This is a genomic window from Siphonobacter sp. SORGH_AS_0500 (assembly GCF_031453245.1).
In the GTDB taxonomy this organism is placed as follows: domain Bacteria; phylum Bacteroidota; class Bacteroidia; order Cytophagales; family Spirosomataceae; genus Siphonobacter.
Genome location: NZ_JAVIYT010000001.1, coordinates 243,251 through 264,171, shown reverse-complemented (window position 1 = coordinate 264,171; position 20,921 = coordinate 243,251). Strand labels below are relative to the sequence as shown.

Annotated in this window: 24 protein-coding genes; 7 read left to right on the top strand and 17 right to left on the bottom strand. The window is 44.3% G+C overall.

The genetic code is table 11. The features are described 5' to 3' along the window. Positions 1 to 14: 14 nt before the first annotated feature. The 14 genes from QE357_RS01185 to QE357_RS01120 form a co-directional block, all read right to left on the bottom strand. Positions 15 to 431: a hypothetical protein gene (locus QE357_RS01185; protein WP_106636465.1), complete on the bottom strand. Its 417-nt coding sequence runs from the start codon at positions 429 to 431 to the stop codon at positions 15 to 17. Positions 432 to 875: 444 nt separating this feature from the next. Further along, complete coding sequence (locus tag QE357_RS01180) at positions 876 to 1,433, bottom strand: hypothetical protein (RefSeq protein WP_309705139.1); 558 nt, start codon at positions 1,431 to 1,433, stop codon at positions 876 to 878. A 9-nt stretch (positions 1,434 to 1,442) separates the two neighbouring features. Continuing rightward, positions 1,443 to 2,768 carry a hypothetical protein gene (locus tag QE357_RS01175; RefSeq protein WP_309705138.1) on the bottom strand — a complete coding sequence of 442 codons (1,326 nt, stop codon included), beginning with the start codon at positions 2,766 to 2,768 and terminating at the stop codon, positions 1,443 to 1,445. Positions 2,769 to 2,899: 131 nt separating this feature from the next. Further along, a complete protein-coding gene (locus QE357_RS01170; protein WP_157830291.1) occupies positions 2,900 to 3,274 on the bottom strand; it encodes a hypothetical protein in 375 nt (124 codons plus the stop codon). A 172-nt stretch (positions 3,275 to 3,446) separates the two neighbouring features. Then, the gene (locus QE357_RS01165) at positions 3,447 to 4,106 is read right to left on the bottom strand and encodes a phosphatidylserine decarboxylase family protein (RefSeq protein WP_106636461.1); all 660 of its coding nucleotides are present in this window, start codon (positions 4,104 to 4,106) and stop codon (positions 3,447 to 3,449) included. A 138-nt stretch (positions 4,107 to 4,244) separates the two neighbouring features. Next, entirely contained in the window at positions 4,245 to 4,565 is a 321-nt protein-coding gene (locus QE357_RS01160; RefSeq protein ID WP_106636460.1) for a hypothetical protein, read from the bottom strand. Next, positions 4,565 to 5,263 (bottom strand): sulfite oxidase-like oxidoreductase, encoded by a 699-nt coding sequence (locus QE357_RS01155; RefSeq protein WP_307141722.1) that lies wholly within the window; start codon positions 5,261 to 5,263, stop codon positions 4,565 to 4,567. Before QE357_RS01155 ends, QE357_RS01160 begins: the two co-directional genes overlap by 1 nt. Before the next feature lie 151 nt (positions 5,264 to 5,414). Continuing rightward, on the bottom strand, positions 5,415 to 7,346 hold the full coding sequence (gene dxs / locus QE357_RS01150) for a 1-deoxy-D-xylulose-5-phosphate synthase (RefSeq protein WP_309705132.1): 1,932 nt from the start codon (positions 7,344 to 7,346) through the stop codon (positions 5,415 to 5,417). A gap of 221 nt (positions 7,347 to 7,567) precedes the next feature. Next, positions 7,568 to 8,476 (bottom strand): rhomboid family intramembrane serine protease, encoded by a 909-nt coding sequence (locus QE357_RS01145; RefSeq protein ID WP_106636458.1) that lies wholly within the window; start codon positions 8,474 to 8,476, stop codon positions 7,568 to 7,570. A 101-nt stretch (positions 8,477 to 8,577) separates the two neighbouring features. After that, the gene (locus tag QE357_RS01140) at positions 8,578 to 9,366 is read right to left on the bottom strand and encodes a rhomboid family intramembrane serine protease (RefSeq protein ID WP_309705129.1); all 789 of its coding nucleotides are present in this window, start codon (positions 9,364 to 9,366) and stop codon (positions 8,578 to 8,580) included. Positions 9,367 to 9,396: 30 nt separating this feature from the next. After that, positions 9,397 to 10,074, bottom strand: coding sequence for an endonuclease III (gene nth, locus QE357_RS01135; protein ID WP_309705127.1), 678 nt, complete (start codon positions 10,072 to 10,074; stop codon positions 9,397 to 9,399). A 67-nt stretch (positions 10,075 to 10,141) separates the two neighbouring features. Then, on the bottom strand, positions 10,142 to 10,393 hold the full coding sequence (locus QE357_RS01130; RefSeq protein ID WP_106636455.1) for a hypothetical protein: 252 nt from the start codon (positions 10,391 to 10,393) through the stop codon (positions 10,142 to 10,144). Beyond that, the gene (locus tag QE357_RS01125; protein WP_106636454.1) at positions 10,368 to 10,967 is read right to left on the bottom strand and encodes an RNA polymerase sigma factor; all 600 of its coding nucleotides are present in this window, start codon (positions 10,965 to 10,967) and stop codon (positions 10,368 to 10,370) included. The genes QE357_RS01130 and QE357_RS01125 overlap by 26 nt, the downstream gene beginning before the upstream one ends. A 295-nt stretch (positions 10,968 to 11,262) precedes the next feature. After that, positions 11,263 to 12,798, bottom strand: a complete 1,536-nt coding sequence (locus tag QE357_RS01120) for a polysaccharide biosynthesis C-terminal domain-containing protein (RefSeq protein WP_309705123.1) — start codon at positions 12,796 to 12,798, stop codon at positions 11,263 to 11,265. A 146-nt stretch (positions 12,799 to 12,944) separates the two neighbouring features. Here QE357_RS01120 and QE357_RS01115 point away from each other — a divergent pair, with 146 nt between their 5' ends. Next, positions 12,945 to 13,415, top strand: coding sequence for a hypothetical protein (locus QE357_RS01115; RefSeq protein ID WP_106636452.1), 471 nt, complete (start codon positions 12,945 to 12,947; stop codon positions 13,413 to 13,415). A gap of 40 nt (positions 13,416 to 13,455) precedes the next feature. On the opposite strand, the gene QE357_RS01110 is transcribed toward QE357_RS01115, so the two are convergent. From QE357_RS01110 to QE357_RS01100, 3 genes are read right to left on the bottom strand one after another with little or no spacing between them, the layout of a single operon-like run. Next, entirely contained in the window at positions 13,456 to 15,114 is a 1,659-nt protein-coding gene (locus QE357_RS01110; protein ID WP_309705119.1) for a S41 family peptidase, read from the bottom strand. Positions 15,115 to 15,173: 59 nt separating this feature from the next. Then, positions 15,174 to 15,755, bottom strand: coding sequence for a hypothetical protein (locus QE357_RS01105; protein ID WP_309705117.1), 582 nt, complete (start codon positions 15,753 to 15,755; stop codon positions 15,174 to 15,176). An 11-nt stretch (positions 15,756 to 15,766) separates the two neighbouring features. Further along, the gene (locus QE357_RS01100) at positions 15,767 to 16,138 is read right to left on the bottom strand and encodes a hypothetical protein (RefSeq protein WP_106636449.1); all 372 of its coding nucleotides are present in this window, start codon (positions 16,136 to 16,138) and stop codon (positions 15,767 to 15,769) included. Between the two features lie 177 nt (positions 16,139 to 16,315). Here QE357_RS01100 and prfA point away from each other — a divergent pair, with 177 nt between their 5' ends. The 6 genes from prfA to QE357_RS01070 all read left to right on the top strand — a co-directional run bounded on the left by prfA (position 16,316) and on the right by QE357_RS01070 (position 20,915). Next, positions 16,316 to 17,386 (top strand): peptide chain release factor 1, encoded by a 1,071-nt coding sequence (gene prfA, locus QE357_RS01095; RefSeq protein ID WP_309705114.1) that lies wholly within the window; start codon positions 16,316 to 16,318, stop codon positions 17,384 to 17,386. 120 nt (positions 17,387 to 17,506) lie between these two features. Next, the gene (locus QE357_RS01090) at positions 17,507 to 17,710 is read left to right on the top strand and encodes a hypothetical protein (RefSeq protein WP_309705112.1); all 204 of its coding nucleotides are present in this window, start codon (positions 17,507 to 17,509) and stop codon (positions 17,708 to 17,710) included. 19 nt (positions 17,711 to 17,729) lie between these two features. Beyond that, complete coding sequence (locus QE357_RS01085; RefSeq protein WP_307141715.1) at positions 17,730 to 18,992, top strand: DNA recombination protein RmuC; 1,263 nt, start codon at positions 17,730 to 17,732, stop codon at positions 18,990 to 18,992. 81 nt (positions 18,993 to 19,073) lie between these two features. After that, positions 19,074 to 19,646 carry a nicotinate (nicotinamide) nucleotide adenylyltransferase gene (gene nadD, locus QE357_RS01080; RefSeq protein ID WP_106636444.1) on the top strand — a complete coding sequence of 191 codons (573 nt, stop codon included), beginning with the start codon at positions 19,074 to 19,076 and terminating at the stop codon, positions 19,644 to 19,646. Positions 19,647 to 19,676: 30 nt separating this feature from the next. Further along, entirely contained in the window at positions 19,677 to 20,465 is a 789-nt protein-coding gene (locus QE357_RS01075; RefSeq protein ID WP_309705108.1) for an SDR family NAD(P)-dependent oxidoreductase, read from the top strand. A gap of 171 nt (positions 20,466 to 20,636) precedes the next feature. Continuing rightward, positions 20,637 to 20,915, top strand: coding sequence for a hypothetical protein (locus tag QE357_RS01070; RefSeq protein WP_106636442.1), 279 nt, complete (start codon positions 20,637 to 20,639; stop codon positions 20,913 to 20,915). Positions 20,916 to 20,921 lie beyond the last annotated feature (6 nt).

The window sequence follows — 20,921 nt, the reverse complement described above, 5'->3', positions numbered from 1 at the left end:
GTAGAAGATTAAGACTATAAATCTACCCATTCCTCGTAACCCAGAACCTGTAATTTATCCTGGCAATTCGCTGTATTTTTTTTCAGAGCCGAAATGTCAAAATACAACTCCGATTCTTTTTCCTGTACACATTCTTCCGCCGGATTTTTGAAAACGACCTGAACGGTAACGGGCATCGAACAGGGATCTTCCCCACCTACTTCGTACAAATCAAATTGGGGGGTAGGAGAGCAGGCTCCGCCGTGCTTGACGTTTACTTTCAACACATTACCTTCCCGCTGAACAGAATTAATATAAAAATCTTCTGATCCCACCGGAGGTTGCTCGTTCTGAATTAGCGTACGGGCCTGCATTTGATCCGCTTTCTCTTCTTTATCACAGGCCATCAGTGAAACACCTATCAAGCTCAATAAAAACAAAGATTTGGTCATGGCATTAGAGGCTTAAAATCAGAAATCACCTAGAGTGATTAGTAAGTTAATCATCAAATACGAGACATTGTTATGAATAGTATTTCATACGAACAAAAATTTTTCTATCTATATCCATAAAATACCAAGCCTTAATTTGATTTTTATAGATATACTTAACTTTTCTATTTAGTTTTTCTAAAGGTACTGAGATAACCTTCGGGATCTATTGGGTTAAAATTCTGATTAACATTAAGTATTCATTCTCTTGGCTATTTACATTTCGTCCTCAATCATCAAGCAAGTATTTACACTTTTATTAATACTTTACTCGTCTTGCGGCATTTCAGTTCTACTGTCCATGTGAACCTTCAGAAATCAGATTCATTAACTCGTTAAAGAGTAACGAGTCCTATTAATCAACCAGAACGGTGATCATAGGACTCATTGCTGGAAATACGTGTTTTAGAAACTCATTCCCATTTTAATACTGATTCGATTGTAGGCATAATCGTAGTAGGTACCCTGGTCTTCCCCAAAGTATCGACCGCTTTCTAAAATCTGCCGTTTGTAGCCCACGCTCCAGGTAATACCCGTTCCGCTATTAGTAGCAAAACGCAGGCCTATTGCCGGATTCAGGTGCAGACCACCCCGCTTAAAATCCAGCGATGGGTCCCTGGCAAGCCAGGTCATACCTTTACCGATGTCCAAAGCATAAAAAGGGGTTACTGTTTTATTTTTCAGTATATCTCCCCGCAAACCTAAAGAAATGGGGACCATAAGGTTGCCTTTATAACTATCCAGTCCCACGGTGATCCCCGCTGCCAGCCAGTGCATCAGGCGATAACCGTTGAAGCTGGAAGCGGTAAAACTGGTTTTACTAACCGGAGAACTATTATTTGGACCTACCTGCCCCAAAAGCACACCCATTTCGCTAGTATTAGTATACCCTTTCTTCTGATTAACCTGGCCATAGCAGAACCCGCTCAGACACAGCATTGCTAGTAATAGAGTTGATTTCATACGAAAAGATTAGGCTTCAGGACGGGTTACGGGAATTTTGCTTAGTAGTCGAGGATTATTACGATCGGTGTAATCATACTGATAAAAACCGTCTTTACCGATCAGTAATAACAGCTTTGTACTCAGCGGGATAACATCATATGCATCCATGTTTTTAAAATGGTTCAGTAAGTGCTTGTCTAGCTCCAGCGGATTACTAACGTCAAACATTTTTAGTCCGTGACTACCTTCACACACAAATAAAGTTGGATGATCGACGCCCAAACCATAAGGGCCTTCCATGGGAAAGGATTTTAATAATTTGGGAGCATACATATCTTTCACATCAATCAGATCAAGCTGGTTACTAGGCGAGCCACCACAGATCGTTTGCTGCCGAAGCGTAACGTAGGCATGGTTTTCATGCACTACTACCGGATCGCAGGCCCGTACGTGACTCAGCGTAGCCACTCGAACGGGATTATTCGGGTCGGCGTTGGAAAGGATATGTACGCCCGTTGTCGAACCTACATACAGCCGATCCTGATACGGGAAGATGGTTTCGATGCCCCATCCCAGGGTAACCACGTTGCCCTTCTGCGGATTTTGTGGCTGGCTGATGTCAAACAACTGCATATTCTGATTGGTAACGGCGTAAAGCGTATTATTCACAATCGCAAAACGAGCCATCGAGCCACCCGTTCCGCTGCCCTGATTTGGTGATGAACTGGACGATAACGAAGCAGAAAACGAGCTGGAGGCATTAAAAAAGCTGTCGAATACTAGCCAGGGATTACTCCAGGGATTCATGTTCCCCTCACAATCCGTTTCAATCACACTGGTAATTAGTTCTACATCATAGTCTGTAATTTGCGTGGGAGCCATCGCAGGATTCATTCCATTGGCGTTACTAAACCAGCTCACACCTTCTACCATGCCGCTGGTGAAAGCATTTTCAATCCGTTTTAAAAGTTTGGGCTGAGTAGGGTCCGACAGGTCAAAAACCAGGAAATCGGTGTAACTATCGGCATAGAGCATATTCCCTTTTACGGCCATATCCGCATTACCTAAAATGCTCAGGAAAGAAAGGTTTTTAGGGTTATTCGGATCGCTGTTATCAATGATATGGATTCCTTTTTTGATTTCATTGATGAACAGATAACTGCCCTTTACGTAGATTTTACCCGGCTTTTCGAGCGATTTAGCTCCTGCAATAGCAACGCCATTGTTACGTAAGTCAGCAGTAGAAATTTGCTTACTAATTAGATTTCGGGAAACGTTTGTCTGATGGCACTGGTCCTTACAGGAAGTCAGACCCAGCAAAGCGACAGCCAGTACGAGTAGTGATTTTTTCATAGAAAAAGGTGTTTGAATGTTAAAGGCAATTCGTAAAAAAGGCAAAGCAAAGCTAGGGTTATGCATAGGCATAACCAGTTGTCATTCACTTGAAATTGTATGGGTAACGAGAAGAATGCGACCTAGAATCTTTACTTCATTGGTCCACAGGTACCATCCAGACAAGTAACTGCCGGTGGGGTTACTGCGACGCAATCTGAAATTTTGCCTTCCCGACTATTTACTTCTGCTTCCAGCAGATTGTAATCCTCTACTTTTTCCTTGAGCACTTCTACGTCTGTCGGCGTAAGTGAATAAATCAGGTATTTCCAGGGGCCGCCGCAGGGCTTGCTTCCAAAGGCAATGCTCCCACATACCCGCTCTCCCTGGCAGGCCTTGTCCTGAATCAAGGCCAGGATTTCCTGCTCCATGAAGCGTAATCGCTCCGAATCACCTACGATTACCTTTTCTTTCTCGCAGGAGATTAAAACCAACAATAAGCTTCCCAGAGCGAGGATACGTTTCATAGTTATTGAGCTTTTACAGGAAAGACAAGCAGAAGACACTGGTGAAAGTCAGAAAGTTGGAAAGAGAAACTATTTTTTCAAAAAATACTGCTGTTAAAAATCGTTAAGGCTCCAAAACGCAAAAGCAGAGCCCTTTTGAGGCTCTGCTTTTTATTTCTACGGTTTATTACTTTTATGCTAATTCAGCAATAATCGTTTTTCCAGAAACGGGTTTATCGCCTAGATTAACCAGAATTTTTGCATCAAGCGGTAAAAAAATATCTACACGGCTACCAAATTTAATGAAGCCAAATTCTTCTCCCTGATTAACTACATCGCCTTCTTTCACATACCAGCAAATCCGTCGGGCCAGAGCTCCGGCAATCTGCCGAAACATTACCTCCACCCCTGATTCATGACGAACAACAATAGTTGTACGCTCGTTTTCAGTCGAAGATTTGGGGTGCCAGGCTACCAGATATTTTCCGGGATGGTACTTGAAAAACGACACTACGCCTGATATAGGATTCCGGTTTATATGCACATTCACGGGCGACATGAAGATACTTACCTGCCGACGAGGGCCGTTGAAGTATTCTGTCTCCACTGTTTCTTCAATTACCACTACTTTACCATCCGCCGGAGCAATGATTTGTTTAGGGTGTTGAACCGTTTTACGACGGGGATTTCTAAAAAACTGGAGGATAATCAGGTATATGATAATGCTACCTATAATGGCTAGCTGCCTTACCAACGTTTGTTCAGGAAAGACATAGGCAATAGTAGCATTAATCGCTAGTAAAATGGCCAATGCCAGGGACAACGTAGCAATACCTTCTCGGTGGATGGTCATAAAAAAAATATAAATGTTCGCGATCGGTGAGTGTTAAAGAATGACGGTAGACCTACTGATCGTCAATGCTGTACAGGAATATCAGCGTCATTGAAGCCGCAAGGTACGAAAAAATCACTCGCCGTAGTAACTTGGCCTTTATCGAACCACGATGAGATACTGCACAGTTCGGGCTGGTTTTACAGAATAATCCGTCAAAATCCAGAGGGTACTCCCTTTCTTCACTCCTTTTACCGTGTACACTCGTTCACCGATCAAATCTGATCGCACAGGTTTTTGATAAACGCTGGTAATACGCACCACACTGGAATCACTCAATGCCGATTGCCAATTATTCTTTTCTTCCTTCTGCCCCAATCGAATTTCCCGACTTTTTCCCTCCGCAAAAACCAGTTTGGCGGGCTTTTGCCCGGGTATTAGCCCGAGCAAAAAAGTACTTATCCATACCAGAACTATCATCAGCTATAGCGATCATTACGCCAGGGATAGGCCGTATTAGAATAGCCTCTTTCCTCCCAGAAACCAAGTTTATTTTCGGGTAAAAACTGAATCCGTTTGATCCATTTGGAGCCTTTCCAGGCGTATAACTGAGGCGTAATCATTCGAACCGGACCGCCATGCTCTACGGGTAAGGGTTCGTCATAGACGGTATGGGCCAATAATACATCAGGTTTCAAGGCCTCTTCCAGCAAAACGTTAGTACTGTACGTATCATACCCATAACACATGATGTGAGTAGCGGTTTCTTTCGGCTGAACCAGTGCCGCCAGATCCATCAATCGCACACCCTTCCAAACCATATCCAGTTTAGACCAGGTTGTTACGCAGTGAAAATCAGAAATGTCTTCTACCTGAGGTAGATTCATGAAGTCATCCCACTTCAGAATGACCGGATTTTCCACTTCTCCATCAATGGTTAATCGCCAGCGGTCCAGTGAAACGTTGGGGTGATAGCCCAAATCTAACACCGGCCACTTCTGGGTTAAGGTCTGGCCAACGGGCGTTTGTGGCATCCCATGCCGATTGATAGGTCCCCTTCCCTGTGGGGTTTCATCCGCAATCGAAGGCGTGCCTTTCATGCGTTCTTCAAACCGATCTTTCAGCTTCATCCGAGCTTCAATGATCCGGTCTAATTTATCATCAGAAGCCGATTCCATGTTTGCTAAGTTTTAAATCAAATATAGCTTGTGTTCAACGATTCTACTGCTAGAATCGTGCCCAGCGACTTGCTGATAGTTTCTTTTTTCAAGAAAAAAGCCCATTCGTTAAGAAATGGGCTTTTCTATTCAATACAATGCTATTTAAAACCTAGGAAACCAGCGTTACGACTGCCAATTCACGAACGGCCCGGGCAATGCCCTCGGGATCAAAACCACATTCGCGATGTAGGTCTATTTGCTCGCCGTGTTCCACAATTCGGTCAGGAATACCTAGACGTTTGATTTTGGCAGTATACCCATGTTCGGTCATGAATTCAACTACCGCCGAACCCATACCACCCATCAGACAGCCATCTTCGACAGTAATGACTTTATCAAATTTCTGGAAAACTTCGTGTAATAAGGCTTCATCCAGGGGTTTTACGAAACGCAGGTCATAATGAGCCGGGTGTAAGCCTTCTTTTTCCAGTAACTGACAGGCCTTGGGAACGTAGTTACCAATGTGGCCGATGGTTAAGATAGCTACGTCTTCTCCCTCCTGAACTTTTCGGCCTTTGCCAATTTCCATTAACTCAAAAGGCGTACGCCATTCCGGCATTATACCTTCGCCCCGAGGATAACGAATGGTCATGGACTGGGTACCAGACTGGAAACCTTCACTTTGAGCGGTGAACATTAAATTACGCAACTCACGCTCGTCCATCGGGGAGGCCACCACCATGTTCGGAATGCATCGCATGAAAGCAATGTCATAGGCTCCATGGTGCGTCGGACCGTCGGCACCAGCAAAACCAGCCCGATCCAGACAGAAAATAACGGGTAATTCCTGAATACACACGTCATGTATAACCTGATCATACGCTCGTTGCATGAAGGTGCTGTAAATATTACAGAATACCGTCAGCCCCTGCGTAGCCATTCCGGCAGAAAAGGTTACCGCGTGTTGTTCGGCAATACCCACATCAAACGCCCGATCCGGCATGGCTTTCATCATGATATTCATGGATGAACCACTCGGCATGGCGGGGGTAACGCCTACGATACTACTATTTTGTTCGGCCAGTTCCACGAGTGTGTTTCCAAACACTTCCTGATACTTAGGAGGCTGGGGCTTCTCGTAAACCTTCTTGAAAATCTCACCAGTAATCTTATCGAACTTGCCGGGAGCGTGCCATTTGGTCTGATCTTTCTCCGCAGGAGCGTAGCCTTTTCCTTTAACGGTAACGCAATGCAGAATTTTAGGACCGGGAATATCTTTCAGATCGGAGAAAATTTCAACCAGATGATCAATATCATGACCATCAACGGGGCCGAAATAACGCAGATTCAGAGATTCAAATAAGTTACTCTGATGCAGTAACGTGGCCTTAAGGCCATTCTCAATTTTGGAGACAATTTCCTGTGCCGTCCGACCGAAGTTACTCATCTTACCCAGCAGATTCCATACTTCGTCTTTAACCCGATTATAGGTATGAGACGTAGTGATGTCCGTCAGGTAATCTTTCAAAGCCCCCACGTTGGGGTCGATACTCATACAGTTATCATTGAGAACAATCAGCAAATTGCTGTCTTTCAACGATCCCGCATGGTTCATGGCTTCGAAGGCCATACCGCCCGTCATGGCTCCGTCGCCAATAATGGCTACGTGCTGTTGCTTGGTATTACCCTTATGCAAAGCCCCTACCGACATACCTAAAGCCGCCGAAATTGAAGTAGAGGAGTGCCCTACACCAAAGGCATCATAAGGGCTTTCTTTCCGTTTGGGAAAGCCCGAAAGTCCACCATAAAAGCGATTGGTATGAAAACGATTCCGCCGACCAGTAAGGATTTTATGACCATAAGCCTGGTGACCTACGTCAAAAACCATCTGGTCTTCAGGCGTATTTAACACGTAATGCAGAGCTACGGTAAGTTCAACCACTCCCAAACTAGCTCCGAAATGCCCGCCGTATACCGAGACATTATCTATGATAAACTGACGTAACTCCTGGCAGACCTGAACCAACTGCGATTTATCAAGTTTTCGCAGCTCGTCAGGGGTGTCAATTTGAGCTAACAAAGGACCAGGCGTAATAAGCATTGCATAAGAGATTCAAAAACTGAATGAGTGACTCGTTGTAATTTACTCAGTCAATTAGTCGTAGTTTATCCTAAACAGCTGAAAGTCATGAAATGTTTCAACGTTTCAGCAGGATCATTTAGGAAATGAGGCACAAAGTTACTGTAAAATAACTTACGTGTACGATTTAATAGAGTATGTATTCCACAGAAAAGCCCCTCGAAGATCGAGGGGCCGTTCGCTTAGTTTTTCTGACTGGCTTTGTAAAGCTTCTGTTTTTCCTCCCGAGTCAGGCTTTCGTAGCCTGATTTTGAAATTTTATCCAGAATAGCATCAATTTCTTCATCTCCCGGATAGTCCTCGGCAGTAGCCGTGCTGTAAGTCGTATAAGTCGTCCGTGTTTGAGAACGATATTTCACCTGCATGGTAGGACGAGGCTGACGGGCAAATAAACGTTTGAAAAAATCCAGGACCGCTTCCACGGGCTGGCCTAAATCAATGCCCCGACGTAACATCCGAATGTACATATAGCCAAATAAGGCTCCACTCAGGTGAGCGATATTACCTCCCGCGTTAGTTCCCGGAATCTGAGCGAAAGAAACAATAACCCAGAAAGCAGCAATGTACTTAATTCGAACCGGACCAATGATCAATACATGGAAAGTATAATTGGGCAAAAGCGTTGCTGCCCCTAACATAACGGCATAGACGGCCCCCGAAGCTCCCAGATTTAATACATCCAGTTGACTCTGATACAAAGGAACCAGATTGTAAAGGGCAATGAAGACAAAGCCCCCGAAAATGCCTCCCAACAGGTAAATGCTAACCAGCCGCCGGCTACCGAGATATTCCTGCACCAACTGCCCAAACCAGAACAGAAAAAGCATATTGAAAAGAATATGCAGGACGTTCTGATGTACAAAACAGTAGGTTAGTAAAGTCCAAGGTTTGTAAAGCACATGAGCCAGGTTGGATTTTAAAGCCACCTGGTTCAGAATGATGTCGTAAATACCCGCTTTTCCGGCAAGACTAAAACTTACCTGTAACACCAGTAAGAGTAGAAATACAAATACGTTGATCAGGATTAACTGAATCAACCCGTTGTCCCGTCTGGAAAAGGCCTCTTTTATGTCGTCTACAAAGCCGCTCATAACCCGATTATAATGTTAATACTGCTCCTAATGGCCATACAAATAGCTATACTAGTATAACGGGTACGGCTAGGTTTGGGTTCTAAAAAAATAATGCCTGATTAATAAAAATTTTTTCGTTGCCGGGCCCAGTATCTGATCAGAATATACGCAAACAACATCCCGCCAATGTGGGCGAAGTGTGCCACGTTATCTCCCGGATTGCGGTGTAAACCAGAATACAACTCGAATATACCATATAAAGCTACAAAATATTTAGCCTTGATTGGAAACGGTATCAGGAACAAAAACAGCTCCGTGTTAGGAAATAACATTCCGAAAGCCATCAACAATCCAAAAATAGCTCCAGACGCTCCCACCATGGGGGTGTCGACCACCATTCCCAGGTATTGTTTAGTCAAAGCAATACACTGATTTTGCAAAAATGTGTTATCTGGATTTCTTAGGTATTGACCCACCCATGGCTCTGAATTCAGAAATGGAGCATGGTCATTGACAAAACCTACGAAATTTGTGGGGTCTGGGTCTTGAATAAACCTAAGGGCTGATTGATATAATTGATTGTATTCATAATAATTGATCCCTGAATACAATAGGCCTGCTCCAATACCCGTAAAAAAGTAAAAGAATGTAAATCGCTTGGTGCCCCAAAGATTCTCCAAATTGGGCCCGAAGATGATCAGGGCAAACATATTACTGAAAATATGCCCGAAATCATTAACGGCATGCAGAAACATGTATGTGACAAACTGAATGGGATTGAATAAGCTAGAACTCACACTATGCAGAGCTAGCAAATCCGTAATCTGAGGAAAAATCAGTCGTTGCATGGCGTACATGGCCACATTCACAATCAATATAATTCGAACCGCAGGCGTAAGATTGAACATATCAGGTTATACTTTTTTATAGAACGGGTACTACAGGCTTTTCAGCTCTTTTCTTAGAGGAATAGCTACTAAATTTTTCTGCCAGTACTGACAGAATTCCGTTAGCTGACATTCCTGACACTTTGGCGACCGGGCCAGGCAGACGTATCGTCCGTGTAGAATCAACCAATGGTGAGCTCTGGGTACCTTTTCTTTGGGAATGTATTTCATCAATTCCTTCTCAACGGCTAGCGGGGTCGTTGCCGTTTTATTAACCAGCCCCATACGATGCGAAACCCGAAAGACGTGCGTATCGACGGCCATTGTCGGCTGATTGTAAATCACCGAAGCAATTACGTTTGCCGTTTTTCTGCCTACACCCGGCATTTTCTGCAAATCTTCGACTTTGGCAGGAACTTCCGAACCAAATTCGTTAACCAGAATTTTGGCCATTCCAACCAGATGCTTCGCCTTATTATTAGGGTAGGAAATCGAGCGAATGTACTCAAAAACCTCATCAGGGCTAGCCAATTGCAATAATTCAGGCGTTGGGAAACGCTCGAACAATTTAGGCGTGACCATATTAACCCGTTTATCCGTACACTGGGCAGAAAGAATAACCGACACCAGTAATTCATACGGATTTCGATAAATCAGCTCGGTCTCAGGTTCGGGAAAATGTTCGGTAAAGTAGGCAATCAGGCCTGCGTAACGTTCTTTCTTAGTCATAAGCAAAAAAACCCCGTCTCGTCAATGGAGAGGGGTACGCGAATATAAACAAAAAACCAATCCCGTTTCAGTGATACTGCTGACGGGACTGGCTTTGCTGACGCTTCTCTTTCGAGTAGTTCAGAATTGTATCAATTACGCGGGTGGATGGCTCCAGCTCAATTTTATTCAGACCAGCTTTCAAATCCATGACATCGAGATAGAACAGGAGTAACTCATGGTCGTGCATGAGCAGTTCTTCGATCTGCTGGTTTTCTTCCGTAGTGGTTTCTTCGTAAGCGTAACGAAGAATGTCATTTTGTGTAAAGGTTTGTATCATGCGTACGTACGTTTTTACTCATCATCTTCCGTAAATTGATGAGAGCATAACGCATACGACCTAACGCGGTGTTAATACTAACGCCCGTTGCATCAGCAATTTCCTGAAAGCTCATGTCTTCGTAGTGCCGCATAACCAGTACTTCACGCTGCGGTTCAGGGAGCCGCGTAATGAGATCTTTCAGGTGTTCATACGTTTCGTTACGAATCGTCGTCGCCTCGATGGAGTCGTCCGCAAATTCTAACGTATTAAACACATTGCTTCCGTCTTCGAACACCACTTCGGGGTAGCGTCTCTCTCGGCGGAAAAAATCAATTGCGAGGTTGTGAGCAATTCGTACGATCCAGGGAAGAAATTTACCTTCTTCGTTATATCGTCCTGATTGCAGCGTATCGACGGCCTTGATGAAGGTATCCTGAGTCAAATCTTCTGCCACAAACGAGTCCTTAACGATAAGGTAAATGGTTGTGTAAACCTTTGATTTATATCTGTTTACTAAATGCTCAAAGGCACGCTCATTACCACGGATATATAGCGAAACCAGCTCACTGTCGCTAAATTGGACTTTTGCCATTTACTTTCCAGTTTAGTTAACGTAGAGCGGTGCTGCATGTAGTATCTCCTATCCGGTTTTTTTTTAAGAATTTGTAATAATCAAAATTAATGAGCTTACGCAAATAACCAAAAATGATTCAGTCAAACGAAGCCTCTGGACGACATATTTAACAGATTTTAACAAGCACGATGGTAATTTTTAACCAATCAGGCTTTTTCAGCAAAGGTTCTTTTGAATAAAATCAGTTTTACAGTACTATCATCTTCTTGTGAGGAATCACAATTATAGTACAATAAATTCATTATATAGACCTTTATTTATTTAATGGTAAAAAAACTCCCAATTTTCGGCGAAGGGCCAGTGGTAACGAATTTTGTTCCTTCACTAATATACCTATCATAAAGCCTAACAACAGCAGACCATGTACGAAAGTCGAAAGCCAAAGGTTTTCAATTTTTATAAATGAAGAAATAACGATTAATCCACCGCCCACCAGCAGATAACCCACCGCCGACGAAACATAGTAGGGAATAGGGTAATGTTTTTCGCCCAATCCATAACAGGTAACCATCATTATAAAGCAGGAGACCGCGAAAGCAATGGCACAACCCAGATAACCCAAATAGGGAATGAGTATAAAGTTAGCAACCAGCGTTACTGCGGCCCCAATGAAGGTTAGTAAGGTACCATACTGGGTGCGGTCTGAAAGCTTGAACCAGATGGTGAGGTTGTAATAAATACCCAGGAATAAATTCGCTAGTAACAGCACCGGCACCACGTCCAGCCCTTCCCAGTATTCTTTCTGGCGGAGAAATAACTCGGCTACTAAATCCAGATTAATCGAAACGGCTACCCAGATTAATACCGAGACGATGATAAACCATTTCATTACATCGGCAAATACGCCGGGGGCATTTTTATCTTCAGCCTTCGAAAAGAAAAAAGGCTCGGCTGCGTATCGGAACGACTGAATGACCAGACTCATAAATATGGAAAGTTTGTATACGTTTCCATAAATACCCAGAGCTTCTTTGGAAGTGCGACCGGGGTAGAAACCTTCGGGTAACCAGCGTTCAAGCACAAGACGGTCAAAGAGCTGATTGAAGTTTCCTGCCAATCCTAAAATTAATATCGGGTACGCATAAATCCACATGGGTTTGAAAGCGTTCCAGTCCCAGCGAAAGCGAAAATCCCGAAACTCTGTCCATAGCATCGGGATCGTTGCCAGGTTAGCAATCAGATTGGCAAATACAATGTAACCTACGCCTAGTTCAGGATTATAATTGAATAACCAGGTTCCTTGCAGAAACGTCAGAAAATGTCCGTCGTGAATGCCTTTACAAAACCAGAGAAAGTAAAAATTCAACCCTACGTTCAGCATGATGTTAGACACGCGAATGGCTACGAACTTTCGGGGCCGTTTTTCGAGGCGAATACGGGCATAGGGAATGGCTACCAGAGCATCAATAACCATGATGATGGCAAGCCAGCTAACCAGTTGCCCCCGACCAGGATAACCAAATTCCTCCGCAATGGACGAAGAAAACAGAATGATTAAGCCTGAACAAATGGCACTTACGGTCAGAATGGCCGTAATGGAAAGGTTATAAAATTCCTGAAAACGATCTTTCTCACGGGACGCAAACCGGAAAAAGGTAGTCTCCATCCCAAATACATAAATCACGTTTAACAGAGCCACCCAAAGAAAATAGGTAACCTGCTCGGCCATGACGCCGGGTCGGAATACGGAGGTATGTAAGGGAACCAGAAGATAGCCAATTACCCTACCTAAAATGCTGCTGACACCATATAAAGCCGTGTCACTGGCTAATTTCTTTAAAGCACCCATGTGAAAAATGTACGCTCATTGCGAAACGTCTGATCAGTATGATCGGTAGCAACTTTGCCGCAAAGGTATAGCAGCCAGGGGGCAAATTACCAAAGCGGTGAGCAATGAGAGCGAGAGAATCGTACTTTTGAGCAAAACTTTCTCCCATGAAATTTCTTTACTTCCTCGTTTTGCTGTTCTTCTTCACCTCTGCTCAGTCGCTTTTTGCCCAGGCGGCGGTGGGTTATTACCCTTTTAACAGCATTCTGAACATAAGCAGCAATCCTAAAAATCGAATTTGGGTAGATGCCCGTTTTCAGACGAATTCCATCTTTTCTTCCTTAAATACGGAAGTGGTTCCGATGGTAACTTTCGTTCGCAAGCCTCAGCATTTGTTTTACGCCGGGGTAGGAGCTAACATGGGTATCGTTGGTAAGATTGTGGATTCCCGTAGCCGTCTCATTCAGGGTTACCTCTTGAGCGTCGGAACGCGGGTATATCCGCTGGAAAAAGTCCCACAACTGGGCATTGCTTTCGAAATCACCCCTTATTCACGTCAGGATTTTAAATCGGGGAATTTCCGCACCTGGCTTGGTGTGTCCTGGCAATTGAGAAAAACCAAAGAAAAAGGTGAATAGGATTTCAGCCTACTCACCTTTTCAAAATCGAAATACGTTGTTACTTAAGCTGGTTAACCGCCATTTGATCAGCCTGTGGAAAACCACTCAAGGCTTTCTTATACAGGGGATCATTGGCATTTAAAACCTGATAAAGCTCATTGCGAAGTCCGGCAGTCGTAGCCCGTTTTTCCCAGACATAACTAGCTACCAGAGCTTTAATCTGATCCCGCACATACCCTTTTGAACGGTTAAACTCGGCCTCATTTCGCTTGATTCCTGAAGCCGCCGCCATAGCTACGACTTCATTCAACATGGCATCGGTTACGTTAAATTTCTGCAGATACTCTTTAAACGTTTGTCCGCCTAACCGGGCTTTGTTATCCAGAGCATAACGGAAGGCATATTCTGCAATCACATTTTTGCCCGCTAACTGGTATAAATAACGCGTTCGGTAAGTAGTATCAATGGGTACGAAAACGTCAGGAATAATACCGCCACCGCCGTACACAGGACGACCATGATCGGTTTTAAAGGCCTGTTTTTTATCGAATTTCACACTATCTGCCACGAACAATTCGCCGTCTTTATACCGATCATCGGATTCGTAAACGGCGTAAGGTTTCTGAATACAACGGCCACTGGGGGTATAATACCGCGAAACGGTAATGCGAATCTGCGAACCATCCGAAAGATCAATGGGCGTCTGCACCAATCCCTTGCCAAACGTGCGACGACCCACCAGCAACGCCCGATCATGATCCTGCAAGGCACCTGCCACAATCTCGGATGCCGAAGCCGAATTCTCATCGATTAATAAGACCACGGCTCCTTTTTCGAAAAGTCCTTCTTTGTTTGCAAAAGTTTCCTCGTCAAACTGAGGACTTTTTCCATTAGTCTTGACAATCAGTTTATTACCTCCCAATAATTCATCAACAATATTCGTTGCCCGGTCTTTGAAACCGCCGCCGTTGCCGCGTAAATCCAGCATCAGGCGGGTCATACCTTCTTTTTTCAGCGAAGCCAGCGTATTGCGGAATTCGGTATAAGTAGACTCAGCGAAGCGATCAATTTTGATATAACCCGTTTGGGGATCAATCATATAAGCCGCCGAGATCGAATACGTTGGAATGCGACCGCGAGTGACCGTAAAAGGAAGCAGGTTTTTCTCACCGCGACGCTGAATGTCCAGCTTGACGGGCGTTCCACCCGGTCCGCGAAGTTTACTAAAGATGAGTTTATTGTCTATGTTCTTACCCGTCAGTAAAGTACCGTCGGCTTTAATCATGCGGTCCCCCGAGCGTAAGCCCGCTGCTGCTGCCGGACCTCCGGGAATGGCATTAATGACAAAAACGGTATCGTTGAAAATATTAAATTCTACCCCAATACCATCAAAACCCGATTCAAGCTGAGCCTTAGCAGCAGCAACTTCCTTTTTCGGGATGTATACACTGTGGGGATCAAGGCGGGTCATCATTCTTTCCAGACCATAATCCACCAACGTATCAGTATTGACTGAATCAACGTAGGCATTATCAATCCAGGAAATGATTTCCCGAAATTTATTCAGGTTACGCACCAAGTCACCCGAATACTTGGGCCGCCCCCCAAAGAACGTAGCACCAATCAGAATACCGCCAGCCATGGTAATGGCCAGTAACAAAGGCAGCCGAACGGTAGAAGAACTGTTTCGGATATTTTTATCTGAATGGTTTTCCATAGGGTTCTATAAGATATATTCGATCAAGGCAACAACGTAGAAACGTTTCTTTGTGGTGCTTATAAATTCTTTTTCTCCAGTTTTTTAGGATCAATCTGCCGAATCAATTCCTTTCGATTCAGGTAAATAGCCCACAGGCCCAGCAAGTCGTTTTGCGGTACCGATTGAATGACTGGATTACTGATACTTTTGTTTACCAGTGCCGCTTCTATTTCTTTAGTCATCACAACGGGAACGGTATATAACCACTCGCTGCCGTCACCAATTTGCTGAATATTCGTTTCCTGAGGTAAGTGCTTTTCTGCACTGTACTGATAGGCGGCAAATACTTCCTTCGTTTTGGTATCCGTTTGGGGCTTACTCAGGTCCTGCGTGGGGACGAAGACGATACGAGAAGCCGAGGCTTTTGCCAGCGAATCCACGAAGGTGGTATTACGTAAAGCTCTGACGGGTTGTTGCTGTAAAACGCCAGCCAGTTCTTCGCCCTTTTCACTGGAAAATGTAGAAAGCTGAGAGCTGGTTACGTGCTTAATCTGCTGATTCTCCATGTCCTGCTTCATTTTAGCCGTATCCAGCCGCTTGAATTCGCAGGCGTTACAAACCACCATACCCAAGATAAGTATGCATCCCTGTATTTTCATAAAAGATAATGTTAAAGAGTAACCAGACTCGGACTGGAGGAGATCAATAATCCAGTCTCGTTCCGATAGATATTCGGCGAAGGTAAGGATGCACTTTTAATCCGCAGATACGTAGGAGGTGCAAAAACTCGACCAGGACGAAGAAAGTCCATATTGAATGTTTCACTCAGGCGATCAAACTGCCGACGGCCCCAAGGAGTGTTGAACGTAGAAAGACGAATTTCAGGACTTACCTTTAAAATAATAGTGGCCCGTTTCACGCGTACTACCTGTCCATTGATCACCGCTTTTCGGGTTTTTCCGAACAAGGGAATATCAATGGCCTGAACAGCCGTAGCCGTCAGCACCAGAAAAAGAACGATGAAGGATGGAATAACTTTCACGCAGTAAAATTACGGATAATTAGAGTAACTGGTTTTCCGATGGATAAATCTTCTATTACTCCTAACATCAACGCTTTGCTATAGGTTCTTTCGTTGGAACCTCTTATAATAATTATCTTTGCAGAAATTTTATCCTTCATAAATGAAATTGAAGGAAAATGATTCATTCTCACGACCATGCTTGAGCAATTAAAAGCCATACGCGAACGCTTTCAGGAAGTATCCCAACAAATCGTGCAGCCCGAAGTGGCAAGCGATGTAAAGCGATATAAAGCCCTTAGTAAAGAATATAAAGATCTGGAAAAAATCGTTAAAAAGTACGAGGAATACGAGTTGCTGCTCGGACAGATCGCTTCTGCCAAAGAAGTATTATCCACAGAAAAAGACGAAGATTTTCGGGAAATGGCAAAAGCCGAACTCGACGAACTCGAACCCAAACAGGACGAAATAGAACAGGAATTAAAAGAGTTACTGATTCCGAAAGATCCTAACGATAGCCGAAACATCATTCTGGAAGTTCGCGGCGGTACGGGTGGCGACGAAGCGGCCATTTTTGCCGGTGATATCTTCCGTATGTACCAGCGTTTTGCCCAGAATCAGGGCTGGCAGTTCCAGATCATGGACCAGACCGAAGGTAGCTCGGGTGGTTTCAAAGAGATTATTGCTTCCGTGCAGGGAGAAGACGTATACGGAAAGCTGAAGTTTGAGTCGGGTGTGCACCGCGTACAACGCGTGCCCGCGACGGAAACGCAGGGCCGGATTCACACCTCTGCCGCCTCGGTAGCCGTATTACCCGAAGCCGAAGAAGTGGACGTTCAGATTAACATGAACGACATTCGGAAAGATACCTTCTGTTCGTCAGGGGCCGGTGGACAATCCGTTAACACCACGTACTCTGCCGTTCGGGTCACACACTTACCTACCGGGCTGGTGGTACAATGCCAGGACGAACGTTCGCAGATCAAGAACTTTGAGAAAGCGATGACTGTTCTTCGTTCACGCTTGTACGAAATGGAATTAGCGAAACAACAGGCCGAAATCTCCGGTGCCCGCAAGAGCATGGTTGGCTCGGGTGACCGCTCCGATAAAATCCGAACGTACAATTATCCACAATCACGGGTGACCGATCACCGCATTGGTCTTACGGTTTATAACCTTCCCGCTGTTATGGATGGAGAAATTGGTGACTTCATCGAACAGTTACGCATCGCCGAAAACGCCGAGCGTCTGAAAGAAGGAGCTGTTTAGTAATTAGTTGATTATTGTTGGAATTCGTTTGAAAGGTTAATAGGGTTTGAGGTTTGAAAACGTACCTCAGACTTCAAACCATCTCTAACTTTCAAACCTTCCCAAACTCTATTAAAAGTCATGAAAATTACGATTGAAATTCCTGATGATCAGGCTGTTTTTATGAAGCAGTTATTAGATCGTTTATCTTTTGTAACATCTATTGAAATGGAAGAAAAGCAGCATTCGGTGGTTACTTCTGCCGAGTTACTTCATGCTTTTCCCATCCTGAAAGAAGAAGCCAATGTTCGTTTGTCGAACATTCTGGATCAGCATTTGAATTGAGTTCTTAATCATTTCATTCTTGAGCGATTTTCTCTTTCTCTTTACCGGCTTGCTCATCGGAGCTGTAGCAACCTGGATGGCTACCAAAGGCCAGAAGGGCTCACAGCTCCGAGTGGCTGAGCATTCCTTTCAGTCGCTCCAGAACGAGACTAGTCAGCTTCGCTCGACGCTGGAAAAAGAGCGTCAGAATACCCTGGATTTGAATCGTCAGTTAGCCGCTCTGGAAGCAGATTACCGCAATCTGGAGGATAAGCTTCATTTCCAGCAAGAAGAACTTTCTTCGCAATTTCGGCACCTGGCCAATGACTTACTTGAAGAAAAATCCCGGCGTTTCACCGAACAGAATCAGCTTAACCTGAATCAGTTGTTGCATCCCTTGGGTGAAAAAATTCAAGCCTTCGAGCGAAAAATTGAGGAGAACTACAAAGAAGAACTTCGCGACAAGGTGAGCCTGTTGGCCGAAGTTCGTAAGCTTCATGATTTGAGTCAGCGACTCAGTCAGGATGCTGATAATCTGGCTAAAGCCCTCAAAGGTGATACCAGACAACAGGGAAACTGGGGTGAGGTCATTCTGGAAAAAGTACTGGAACGCTCAGGCCTGATGAAAGGAGCTGAGTATAATACCCAGGTATTAACCCAGAATGTGGATAACGCTCTGATTAGGCCGGACGTGGTTATTTACCTGCCCGACAACAAACACCTGATTGTGGATGCGAAAGTTTCTCTGTTAGCCTACGAACGTTGCATGGGCTGCGATGATGAGATGGAACGCGGGAAATACCTGACGGCTCATTTGAGTTCCGTGCGAAGCCATATCCGACTATTAGCGGAGAAAAAATACGAAACGGCTCAGGGCTTACTAACGCCCGACTTTGTGCTCTTATTCATGCCCATTGAACCCGCCTTTAGTCTGGCGATCCAGTCGGATGCTGAGCTATTCAATTTTGCCTGGGAACGGCGGATTGTATTGGTAAGCCCCACCACTTTACTGGCAACGTTACGAACGGTTTCCAGCATCTGGAAATTTGAAAAGCAGAGTAAGAATTCGCTCGAGATTGCCCGCCTCAGCGGAGAGTTATACGACAAGTTTGAAGGCTTCATCCGGGATTTGCAAAAAGTAGGAGATACCCTCAAATCTTCCCAAAACGCCTACGATGAAGCCGTCAAGAAGCTGGCCGAAGGCAAAGGAAATATGCTCCGCACCGCCGAGAAAATCAAAGCCCTCGGAGCCCGCTCCACCAAAGACCTACCCAAATCCTGGCTCGATCAGGCGGAAGAATAACGTGCAGTTTTGAGTTTAGGGTTTGGTGTTTTGAGTTATAAAACCCTAAACTCTAAACCTTAAAACCCTAAATTCAGGACAATGAATATTGGTCTATTTTTTGGTTCTTTTAATCCGATTCACATTGGGCATTTGATTGTGGCGAATGTAATGGCCGAAACCACCGATCTGGATCAGGTTTGGTTCGTGGTCTCGCCGCAAAATCCCTTCAAGAAAAATAAGCAGTTACTTCACGAAGAAGATCGCTATAAGCTCGTGGAACTGGCCATTCAGAATAACTCAAAACTTCGCGTAACGGACGTAGAGTTTTCCATGCCCCGGCCCAGTTATACCGTTGATACGTTAACTAAACTTCAGGAAAAATTCCCGCAGCATACCTTCCGGTTAATCATCGGTGGCGATAACCTCGGCCAATTTCCGAACTGGAAAGAACACGAAAAAATCCTGAATGATTTTGGCTTATACGTATATCCAAGGCCCAATTCCGAGCCGAGTGAGTTAGAGCATCATCCCAATGTTCGAATGGTAGAGGCTCCTTTACTCGACATTTCTGCCACCTTTATTCGAGCCCAGATCAAAGCCGAACGAACCATTCGTTATATGGTTTCGGAAGAGGTAGAGACGTACATCCGCTGGAAGAAATTTTATCTGTAAGTATTTACTTATTTACTCAACATTAAACAAATGAAAATCAGTATTCTGGGTTGCGGCTGGCTGGGGTTACCGTTGGGAGCTTTTCTTGCAACGAAGGGGTATATCGTTACCGGAACAACTACTACTCCTGAGAAAATTCCCGCTTTGCAGGAGGTTCGTATTCAACCCGTATTACTGAATTTCAAACCAGAAATAGAAGGTGATCTCTCCGCTTTGATAGACGCGGATGTCTTGATTATTAGTATCCCTCCAAGGGCTGGTAAACAAGGGGATGCTTTCCATCCTCAACAAATTAAGTATTTACTTAAAAGCTTAACTTCTTTTCAAGGTCGTATTATTTACATTTCTTCGACCTCAGTCTATCCAGATACCAATGGTATCATCGATGAAAACGGCCCGGTTATTTCTGATCATCCGTTGGTTGAGGTGGAAAACTTACTTCAGCAAAGTCCCTTTCCGATTACTATTCTGCGTTGTGGCGGATTAATGGGTTATGATCGAATTGCGGGGAAGTACTTTATTGGCAAGACGGTTCATACGGGCGATGTTCCCGTCAACTTTGTTCACCGGGACGATGTTATCCACATCGTGGAAAGCATCATGGAGCAGAATAGCTGGGGTGAGGTTTTCAATGTAGTCTGCCCCGAACACCCCATCCGACGGGACGTGTACGAACAAAATGCCAAAGATCACCACTGGCAACCGCCTGTCTTTGAGGTACCGAAAGAACCACTTTCTTTCAAAATCATTTCCAGCGAAAAACTTCAACGCATTCTTTCCTATTCTTTCCGCTTTCCCAATCCTATACATTTTAAATAATATTTTACTTAAATACGTAAATAAGTTTTTGTGTAAGTACGGATTACTTACACGTAACTGTTATTGTCTCTTCACTAGGTAATAATTTCTACAATTCCTAAGTGCCTACAGGGGAATGTAAGCGAAGGAACTGTTTTTTCATGTACTACTCTATTTAACATAGAATAAGCCATGAAAACGACACCAAACGCTGAAAATACGGATAAAAAAGAGCCTAATCGCTTGTATGTGGGACTTAATCCGTCAGAACTGGAAGCTAACGCTGATGCTGGTTTTGAAAACTATGAACAGTCTTTCGAGGAAGAAAAAGGAGAGTTCGACCGAACTGATATTGAAACCGAACCAAGTCTGCGAGAGAAAGGAAACATCGATCGAGCTGATCGCCATCAGCAGGACGACGCTCGTCATCAGGAACACAACGAAGCTCCCGATCCTGAAAAAGAGAATTAGTAATGG

Coding starts and splice junctions, on each gene's coding strand:
- QE357_RS01185 (WP_106636465.1), bottom strand. CDS start 431: ATGACCAAATCTTTGTTTTTATTGAGCTTGATAGGTGTTTCACTGATG.
- QE357_RS01180 (WP_309705139.1), bottom strand. CDS start 1,433: ATGAAATCAACTCTATTACTAGCAATGCTGTGTCTGAGCGGGTTCTGC.
- QE357_RS01175 (WP_309705138.1), bottom strand. CDS start 2,768: ATGAAAAAATCACTACTCGTACTGGCTGTCGCTTTGCTGGGTCTGACT.
- QE357_RS01170 (WP_157830291.1), bottom strand. CDS start 3,274: ATGAAACGTATCCTCGCTCTGGGAAGCTTATTGTTGGTTTTAATCTCC.
- QE357_RS01165 (WP_106636461.1), bottom strand. CDS start 4,106: ATGACCATCCACCGAGAAGGTATTGCTACGTTGTCCCTGGCATTGGCC.
- QE357_RS01160 (WP_106636460.1), bottom strand. CDS start 4,565: ATGATAGTTCTGGTATGGATAAGTACTTTTTTGCTCGGGCTAATACCC.
- QE357_RS01155 (WP_307141722.1), bottom strand. CDS start 5,263: ATGGAATCGGCTTCTGATGATAAATTAGACCGGATCATTGAAGCTCGG.
- dxs (WP_309705132.1), bottom strand. CDS start 7,346: ATGCTTATTACGCCTGGTCCTTTGTTAGCTCAAATTGACACCCCTGAC.
- QE357_RS01145 (WP_106636458.1), bottom strand. CDS start 8,476: ATGAGCGGCTTTGTAGACGACATAAAAGAGGCCTTTTCCAGACGGGAC.
- QE357_RS01140 (WP_309705129.1), bottom strand. CDS start 9,366: ATGTTCAATCTTACGCCTGCGGTTCGAATTATATTGATTGTGAATGTG.
- nth (WP_309705127.1), bottom strand. CDS start 10,074: ATGACTAAGAAAGAACGTTACGCAGGCCTGATTGCCTACTTTACCGAA.
- QE357_RS01130 (WP_106636455.1), bottom strand. CDS start 10,393: ATGATACAAACCTTTACACAAAATGACATTCTTCGTTACGCTTACGAA.
- QE357_RS01125 (WP_106636454.1), bottom strand. CDS start 10,967: ATGGCAAAAGTCCAATTTAGCGACAGTGAGCTGGTTTCGCTATATATC.
- QE357_RS01120 (WP_309705123.1), bottom strand. CDS start 12,798: ATGGGTGCTTTAAAGAAATTAGCCAGTGACACGGCTTTATATGGTGTC.
- QE357_RS01115 (WP_106636452.1), top strand. CDS start 12,945: ATGAAATTTCTTTACTTCCTCGTTTTGCTGTTCTTCTTCACCTCTGCT.
- QE357_RS01110 (WP_309705119.1), bottom strand. CDS start 15,114: ATGGAAAACCATTCAGATAAAAATATCCGAAACAGTTCTTCTACCGTT.
- QE357_RS01105 (WP_309705117.1), bottom strand. CDS start 15,755: ATGAAAATACAGGGATGCATACTTATCTTGGGTATGGTGGTTTGTAAC.
- prfA (WP_309705114.1), top strand. CDS start 16,316: ATGCTTGAGCAATTAAAAGCCATACGCGAACGCTTTCAGGAAGTATCC.
- QE357_RS01090 (WP_309705112.1), top strand. CDS start 17,507: ATGAAAATTACGATTGAAATTCCTGATGATCAGGCTGTTTTTATGAAG.
- nadD (WP_106636444.1), top strand. CDS start 19,074: ATGAATATTGGTCTATTTTTTGGTTCTTTTAATCCGATTCACATTGGG.
- QE357_RS01075 (WP_309705108.1), top strand. CDS start 19,677: ATGAAAATCAGTATTCTGGGTTGCGGCTGGCTGGGGTTACCGTTGGGA.
- QE357_RS01070 (WP_106636442.1), top strand. CDS start 20,637: ATGAAAACGACACCAAACGCTGAAAATACGGATAAAAAAGAGCCTAAT.